Raw genomic sequence first — 8704 nt, forward strand, 5'->3', positions numbered from 1 at the left:
ACCACGCGTTGCAATACAGCTAACGCCTATTGCGCCCTAGGGTTGCGCCATATCGGGTAGGCTATATTCCTTGACTTCCTGCATAGCGGAACTATGCTTATCTTGTCGGCTTTTAACGGCAAGTGGCCTTGGGTTATTTGAAGTTAAAAATTTGTATTCCGCAATTGCCATGGCGTAGGGATGGCGGTTCCGTGCAACGGTCTCATAACTTTAACTATAACTATATTGTTTCTGTGAAATACGACTATTCATTCCTGATTGATTCAGCGAGACATCTGCTTTTGCGCAGTATTGTGTTTAGTTCCGGCTATCGCGTCTGGACAGCTTCCGTTGCTTCGTGGAATGCCGGGTGCTGTGAACTTGGCCTGTTAATTGCCGTTCCTCCACAAGTTCCCAGAATCCATTCAGCGGCAAATCGATTTAATGCGCTCGCATCGATGGGCAGATTGCGAAGACGCTTATTGAGCTTGACCAAGTTTATCTATTTATCGCGGAACCTCAATGCTGCCGCCTAACGACTATATCCCTGTTATGGCGCGTTTTGCCGCCGGAACGCTGCAAGTATTTGTGCTTACCCTCTTCCGGTTACAGCGGGTATTGCTGCTGTCCGTCATTATTTTATTACCCAACGCGACACTCCAGGCAGGCGATTTGAAACCAATGCTATTAGATTCAAACGGACAAGCAAAGCGTTATTCATCGGAGACGGTGCGCGAAATTTTCTTTATGCGCCTGGGTTCCTGGCCTGACGGTTCGCCTATCCATGTGTTCGTCCTGCCTGACAATCACCCGCTGCACGCCCGGTTTGCGAAAGAAGTCTTGGGGGTTTACCCATTTCAATTGCGCTCTGCTTGGGATCGCATGGTTTATTCAGGTACCGGCGTGGCTCCTACAACAGTTGAAACACCAGAGGAAATGCAGATGCGCATCAAACATACGCCAGGCAGCATTGGCTATATAGGTCAATAAGGAGAATATCGATGAAATCAGTGTATGGACTATTTAGCCTGAGAAATACAGCCCCCAGGGTGATGCTCGCCGTATTGACTTTACTGTTACCGTTTAATGCAACAGCGCTGGAATGGCATAACGGCGACTGGCAATTGCATGGTTTTTTAAGCCAAGGCTTTACCTATACGGATCATAACCAAGTTTTTGGAACTAGCCAGGATGTCAGTCTGGATTACAGGGAAATGGGTGTCAATGCCTCTGTCAAGCTGTTGCCCAATCTACTGATCTCAGCGCAAGGATTATACCGGGATACCGGCGCATCGGACGCGCTGGGGGTACGGCTTGATTTTGCCCAGGTTGATTATAGCGCTCCCTTATTGGATTCCTCGTTGGTACTGGGTGTCCGAGGCGGCCGGGTAAAAGTTCCGTTTGGCCTGTACAATGACAGCCGAGACATGGTCTGGACACGCCCGACCGTGCTGTTGCCGCAGTCCGTCTATTTCGATACCCTGGGCTTACGCCAGGCGATGATTTCAGCCGATGGCGGCGTATTGTACGGTCGTTATACTCACGGTGAGCACCGGCTCAACTTGGAATTCATGACAGCCCAACCGCAGGACAATGTGGGCGGCGCCCCTGCGTTCTTGACGGGAATGCCGAATGCGCAAGGCAAATTGGATGGCCGCGCCATGTTTATTGGGCGAGCCCTTTACGAATGGATGGGGGGACGCGGACGACTCATGTTTTCAGTCGTAGACCTGGATCGGGATTTTAGTTCCACGTCGCCTACCTCGCCTTCAGGCAACATCCAGGCGACGTATCCCTTGTTTTCCGGTCAGTACAACGCAGAGCGCTGGTCGCTGACTTCTGAATACGGCTGGATTGACAGTAAACGCTCGGATTTTTTTCCGGTTACGTTAAAAAATACCACAGAGAGCTTTTATGTGCAGGGCGAATACCGGTTTAAGCAGGATATTACAGGTGTGCTGCGTTATGATGTTTTTCATGTAAGCCGCGAAGACCGCGATGGCAAGGCGCTTTCGCAACTGACCGGGCTACCCCGCCATCGTTTCTATGCCAGGGATCTGACCGTTGGAGCACGCTGGGAATTCGCCCGCAATTTTTTGCTCGCAGCAGACTATCACTATGTCAACGGCACAGCCTGGCTTAACGCAAAAGACAATCCGGATTTGATGAACGGCGGCGGCGACCCCAATTGGAGCCTCTTCACCATGATGCTGTCTTTCCGCTTTTGAGTCGTCGAATGGCGAATAAAAATTATAACAACATTGGCAAGCCGAGCTTTGTCAGCTTACATAGAAAATGGCTGATATCGCTTAGTTTACTGCTGATTGTCATGAGTGCGGCTTTTGGCACCCTGAATTACTGGTATCTAAAGGTTCAAGTCAAAACCCAGCAGACGGCGAGCCAGGCCGCTTGGCGGGCGGAATTCAAGGGCCTTATCGAACATTCGGTCGACCGTTTGCAGCGTCTCAGTATCGTACTCGCATCCCTGGGTAAATTGACCGAGCAACTCAATAACCCCAGCGCATCCATCACAACGGCAGAATTGGAGGAACAGTTCTCCAGTGTGCGTTATGAACTGGATGTTGAAAGGATCATGGTTTTCGATAGGGATGGACACACCCGATGGAATTGGTCGTCGGACAACAACAGTCAGGTTTCTATGCAACCCATGATAGACGCTATTGTCCGCGTACAAAACACTGAGCAGCCGGAAACGCTGCTGGACTGTCAAGCCCAATGCGCACTGAATACCGTGATGCCCCTGTTAGAAGACGGTAAACATGCCGGGTATATCGGGTTGAGCCAGAGAATTACTGACCTTGTGGTAGAGTTTTCGACGGCGACAAGCGTCGATATCGGCATATTGATTCCTGCCGGGAACGAGACCGAAAAAACGTTCCCGCGTTGGCGGCTACACACAGCGGCGTTAACCCATGCCACGACACTTAAACCTTTGGTGGAATACCTGTCCGAACGGTATGCCTCGCCTACGGATGTCCCCAGCGGTGCAGACCTGCCCTGGAATGGAGAGTTTTACGCCTTCAATACGCTCCCCCTGAATGGCTTTATCAAGGGCGTAAACGGCTATCTTGTTTTTATATCCAATGTTAGCGATACGACTTCCGCATTAGAGCGGTCCAACCAAACCAGTTTTCTGTTGATGGCGGTGTCTTTGTTTTTTGCGGAAGTTTTTCTGTTCCTGTTCTTGCGGCGGCCGTTACGCCGTCTCGGACACTTGGCCAGAACCTTGCCGATGGTTGCGCAGGGCGGTTATCACGATGCTTATAAGCGGCTCGACATACAGGGGCGTTTATCGGGCACTCGCGATGAAATCGACATTCTTTACGAGTCATCATTCGATTTGACCCGTCAGATCGAGGAAAGCCAGCTTGCACTGGCATCCGATAGGGACTTTATTCAAGGTCTTCTGGATAGTGCGCAGGTCATGATCCTGACGCAAACCCATGCCGGTGAAATTCATACGGTAAACCGGTATATGTCGCAGTTGTTAGGGCAGTCGTTAGAAAATCTAAAAGGGCGGTTGTTCATCGACCTCATCGAAAACGATAAAGGTAAGGAGCATTATGAAAGCAACCGGGTCAGTCTTTTTTCCGACTCACTACATCGCCTCGGACATGAAGCTCCCATCATCGACGCTAAAGGCGAACTGCGTCACATCATTTGGAACCATACTTATTTAGGCCAGACACATAATGATGATGTTGCCGTACTGTCAGTTGGCCTGGATGCCACCGATCGAATTTTGGCCGAAAACCGCAGCCGCTGGCTGGCTCACCATGATCCTTTAACGGGCCTAGCTAACCGGCTCTGCTTTCATGAAGACCTGGTACGCAGTTTTGCCGATTCGGTCCGTAGCGGTATCACCAGTGCATTGATGCTGCTCGATTTGGATTATTTTAAGACGGTCAATGATACCAGCGGCCATGCAGCAGGCGATGAATTGCTTAAGGTTCTGGCGAATGAACTGCGTACGCGCACACGTGCGTCGGATTTAGTCGCCCGCTTAGGGGGTGATGAGTTTGCCGTGCTGATGCCTAACACAGGGCGAACTGGCGCGGAGGCGTTTGCCAAATCCCTCTACGAGCGTCTTTCGGGGCAACTATTTCAGTTCGGCAATAAGGAATACCGGATATCGGTCAGCATTGGCATAGCGCTCATGCCCCTGCATGGCGAAAATATAGAAGAGTTGATGGTTAATGTGGATGCGGCGATGTACGAGGCGAAAAAAGGCGGCCGTGGGCGATACCACTTCTTTTCAACGGCTCAGGATGATAAATATTGCCTGCCTGAGGAAAGGAGCTTGTTGACGGGATGATCGCGAGCGGACAATTGATTGGGGCGGGCGGGATGAGCAGCACACATCCGGGGCTACGATCACTCCTAATCATAGGCTGAATGGTTACTTTATTTTTGGTGAGTCATGTTAGACCGCCATGAAACATAGTGTTCCTTTACAATCCCAGGATGCTGAATGTCGGAATTAGCAGTTGGTTCGGATGTGGTGCTAGTCGGGTTTGTAAACTGAGAGCCCCATTTTATCGGGTCGTCCGCAGACGATGGCCCCAGTTTATTCGTTTAATTTATGCAGCTAATATGGATATGATCGATTTTCCCAAACTTTATTGCCCCTACTCCCCGCAAATCAATAACCATGTGGAAGCTGTCCACCGACATACCCTGCAATGGGCAGTGGACATAGGCTTGTTTGCACGGGCTGACAAACACTACCAACGCTTTGAAAAGGCTCAGTTTGCCTGGCTCGCCGCACTCACCCAGCCCTATTCCCAACTTGAGGATCTAGAATTGACGGCTGACTGGCACACTTGGCTATTCGCCCATGATGATATTGTGGATGCGACGGCCATTGGCAGTGACCCCAAGCAAATCGGAGCCATACATACGCGCCTCATCAAGATATTAGAAGGGGATAGACCGAGTCAAAATGATAGCGCCCTGGCTCATGCGTTGGCTGACATTCGTCAACGGATTATGAACAGAACCAGCCTCACCTGGGCTGAACGCTTCATTTATAGCGTGAAGCAATACTTTCAAGGGAACAATTGGGAAGCAGCTAATAACCATGAAAATATTACGCCAGACCTGACGACCTATGTGAAATTAAGACAACACACTGGCGCTGTGTTTAGTTGTTTCAACATCATTTATTTGACTCTTGACCTATCTCCGCAGGCATGGTTTTTGGAGCATCTTTATGTGCAGCAGTTGGCAATAATGGCCAACCACCACATTTGTTGGGTCAATGACATCATGGGATTGCAAAAGGAAATCCGCGAAAACAATATGAACAATCTGGTCTTGGTTTTGCAAAAGACGTACAACCTGACGCTGGGTGAAGCAGTCAGCCAAGCCATTAACTACTGTGACCAGGAGATGGCGGCATTTGTTAAATTGGAAAAACGCCTGCCACACTTTGATCCTGCAGAGCAAATTCAGTTGGCAGGCTATCTCTATGCCCTACATGCCTGGATGGGGGGCCATATCCAATGGTATAGGGAAACTGGGCGCTATAGCGAATTCGACCCGGATTTGAAAGGTTTAAGCCCTTTAATATTAGCTGTTCAACCGCAAATGACCGATGTCGGGACCGGTCATTTGCGAAACCAATAAAATTAGGTTCCGTTTGTCCCACCATTTCCCAGGCAGGGTAGCCCGGATGGAGTTTTTGCGGAATCTGGGGGCAAACGCTGATTTTTCCGTATTTCACTGCGTTTCATCTGGGCACTGGCTGTTTCGGCCTATACTATGATTTGTCATTAGTAGAGTTGCCGCTATTGGCCTTATAATCAGGCGCATTTGCATTATCGACACAAACGCGCTGTAACAATGCCTAATCAAACGTTTCCTAATAACGTACCTACCCTCAATCATAGGCTGATGGCGCTCTATGGCCTGCCTCATCTAACCCACTCGATGGTGTTATTGCCCCTGGTACTGTTTATCCCTTCTTATTATGCAGATGATCTGGCGTTACCGCTAGCAAGCGTGGGGATGGCGATTGCAATTTCACGATTGTTGGATGTCTTTACCGACCCCATTATGGGCATCCTGAGCGATCGCTGGCATACGCGCTGGGGGCGGCGTAAACCCTGGTTAGTTTTAGGCACCCCTTTATTGGTACTGTCTACCTGGATGGTTTTTGTGCCTGGCGGAAAGGTATCTGTTGTTTATCTTTTTATCTGGACTAGCCTGCTGTTTTTGTCCTTTGATATATTCGATTTACCTTATAAAGCCTGGGGCGCCGAACTTTCAACTGATTATAAGGAACGCTCGCGAGTTGCTGCCTGGCGGGAAGCCTTTGGCGCTTCCGGGCATATCTTTTTTCTGCTGATACTCATGGTGATGGGGTTCCTGGGTTATCACGGCAATCGTGAGCAGCTTCTGGTCATCGCCTTGATTATCTGCATCTGCTTGCCGCTGTTTGTGGCTTTAGCTGTGTCCAAAGTGCCGGAAAGACCGCCGGAGCAATTAAACGGCCCCTCCCACCTCGGTTGGTCAGGGATGAAGCTAGTATTCCGTAACCAGGCTTTTATAAGGACGCTGATCGCACTCGTCCTGTTTGGAACAGGGCTGGTGATACAGGCCACTTTACATAAAATGGTCTTGAAGCATATTGTAGGAAGGTCGGAACTGTTTTCCTCCATGATTCTTGCCGAAACTTTTACGTCGCTGGTGGTTTTGCCAGCATGGGTATGGCTTTCCGACCGCATAGGTAAGCACCGGGCATTAACCTTTGCGGGAGCATGGGTCGGCTTGTGGGGGTTGGCATTACCACTGGTTGGTCATGGCGATATTGAGTTGTATGTGACGCTGATCGTATTTCGCGGTAGTAGTCTGGCAGCTATCATTTTCTTGTCGAACTCGATAGCTGCTGACGTTATCGACCATGATACGGTGGCCTCCGGTCACCAGCGCACGGGTTTCTATTTCTCGCTTTGGGGTATGGCGATCAAGATGGCTATCGGTCTGGGCGTTTTTCTAGGAACCACCTTGCCCTCCCTGTACGGCTTCGAACCTTCGGCGGCTAGCCATAGTGGCGCTACTGAATTTGCCTTGATGAGAATTTATGGCTGGCTGCCTTGTTCCATTATGCTGTTGGCCTTCCCTTTGCTATGGAACTATCCCATTACCCGGGAGAAACAACAAGAACTGCGGGCTCAAATTGAGGCCAGGCGCAAGTAAGGTGTGAAGGGGACATCGTGAGAATTGCGCTGATCAGCGATGCCTGGCATCCTCAAGTTAATGGGGTTGTCACGACCTTGACCAATACGGTCGCGACATTGAAAACGCTGGGTCACGAAGTCGGGCTCATCACCCCCGATCGTTTTAAGGCCTACCCGTGGCCGGGCTATCCCGATGTTGGCTTGTCCTTTCTTTGCGGTCCCCGGTTGCGGCCCATTATCAAGGCATTTAAACCGGATGCCATCCATCTGGTCACGGAAGGGCCAATCGGTTACGCTGCCCGCCGCTATTGCCGCGAATTCGGTTACCGCTATTCCAGCTCTTATCTAAGTCAATTCCCGGAATATTTTAAGCTACGCATCGGTTTTCCTGTGTTGATAAGCGAAGCTTACCTACGCTGGTTTCACAGTGAAAGTGATCGGGTCATGGTAGCGACGGCATCCCTGGAAAAGGAAATGCACCAAAAGGGCTATTTGCGTTTGGCTCGTTGGTCGCGGGGCGTAGACACCGAGCTGTTTCGCCCACGTACAAAAGATTTTATCAAAGACCAACGCCCCATCTTTATGTTCACCGGCAGGGTAGCCATCGAAAAAAATATCGAAGCCTTTCTGAAGCTGGATCTTCCTGGAACCAAATATGTCATCGGCGATGGTTCCAATAGAGACCTACTGGCAAAAAAATATCCGGCTGTCCGTTTCACTGGTTACCAGCAAGGCGAAAACCTGGCGCGTTTTATGGCAGCCGCCGATGTCTTTGTTTTTCCTAGCCTGACCGATACTTTCGGGGTCGTCCTGTTGGAAGCGTTAGCCAGTGGCGTTCCGGTTGCGGGCTACCCGGTCCAAAGCTGCAAAGATGTGATCACGGACGAACAAGTCGGAATTTTGAGCGTAGACCTACAGTATGCCGCCATGACGGCATTGTCATTAAATCCGCAAACCTGCCGACGTTACGCGCTGGAATATACCTGGGAAAAATGCACACAGCAATTTGTGGACAATCTTGTCCCGATGGTTTGATATATTTTTGACATCAAACCGACCACTTGGAGAAATTAATCCTCCTTTGTCAACACTGTAAGGCGTAGTCCACACGGTACATTACCATAGCGTTACCTGATTACGTATAAGATTCAGCCACGTTAGAAACTGCAAGCAGTGCGAAGCACCTGATTTAATGACCTTCACAATTTTTTTGAGTTGAATAATCGGATAAAAATGTGAGAAATTCGATTTTTTATTAGTCATTAAATTTTCGGTTGCATTGCCATTTATAATAAATACATATAAATCAATTGGGTATAGAAGGCCGCTTCTTGTTAAAGTTGGCTGAAAGTTCTACGTAATCAGGAAATCTTTTTATCGCCATCGATTGGTTCGCCATGGGTACTACTTATGCCGAGGTTCGTTTGGTTAATACCATGACGGTACTTGAAAATCTCATTGCCTCTAATCTTGGCGAAAGTGACATGTGTAATGGTCAACTAAAACCGGACACTTTCTTAAGC

6 protein-coding genes are annotated in these 8704 nt (G+C 49.4%); all 6 read left to right on the forward strand.

Features of this window, described 5'->3' with window-relative positions:
- The first annotated feature begins 501 nt into the window (after positions 1 to 501).
- The 6 genes from ACLQ6D_RS06020 to ACLQ6D_RS06045 all read left to right on the forward strand — a co-directional run bounded on the left by ACLQ6D_RS06020 (position 502) and on the right by ACLQ6D_RS06045 (position 8216).
- Positions 502 to 969: a hypothetical protein gene (locus tag ACLQ6D_RS06020; RefSeq protein WP_411726382.1), complete on the forward strand. Its 468-nt coding sequence runs from the start codon at positions 502 to 504 to the stop codon at positions 967 to 969.
- An 11-nt stretch (positions 970 to 980) separates the two neighbouring features.
- On the forward strand, positions 981 to 2207 hold the full coding sequence (locus ACLQ6D_RS06025) for a hypothetical protein (protein WP_411726383.1): 1227 nt from the start codon (positions 981 to 983) through the stop codon (positions 2205 to 2207).
- 8 nt (positions 2208 to 2215) lie between these two features.
- The gene (locus ACLQ6D_RS06030) at positions 2216 to 4315 is read left to right on the forward strand and encodes a diguanylate cyclase domain-containing protein (protein ID WP_411726384.1); all 2100 of its coding nucleotides are present in this window, start codon (positions 2216 to 2218) and stop codon (positions 4313 to 4315) included.
- A gap of 278 nt (positions 4316 to 4593) precedes the next feature.
- Complete coding sequence (locus ACLQ6D_RS06035; RefSeq protein WP_411726385.1) at positions 4594 to 5628, forward strand: terpene synthase family protein; 1035 nt, start codon at positions 4594 to 4596, stop codon at positions 5626 to 5628.
- Positions 5629 to 5844: 216 nt separating this feature from the next.
- Positions 5845 to 7200, forward strand: a complete 1356-nt coding sequence (locus tag ACLQ6D_RS06040; RefSeq protein ID WP_411726386.1) for an MFS transporter — start codon at positions 5845 to 5847, stop codon at positions 7198 to 7200.
- 17 nt (positions 7201 to 7217) lie between these two features.
- Positions 7218 to 8216: a glycosyltransferase family 4 protein gene (locus ACLQ6D_RS06045; RefSeq protein WP_411726387.1), complete on the forward strand. Its 999-nt coding sequence runs from the start codon at positions 7218 to 7220 to the stop codon at positions 8214 to 8216.
- Positions 8217 to 8704: the final 488 nt, after the last annotated feature.

Origin of the sequence: Methyloglobulus sp., from assembly GCF_046714055.1 — a bacterium.
GTDB lineage: Bacteria > Pseudomonadota > Gammaproteobacteria > Methylococcales > Methylomonadaceae > Methyloglobulus.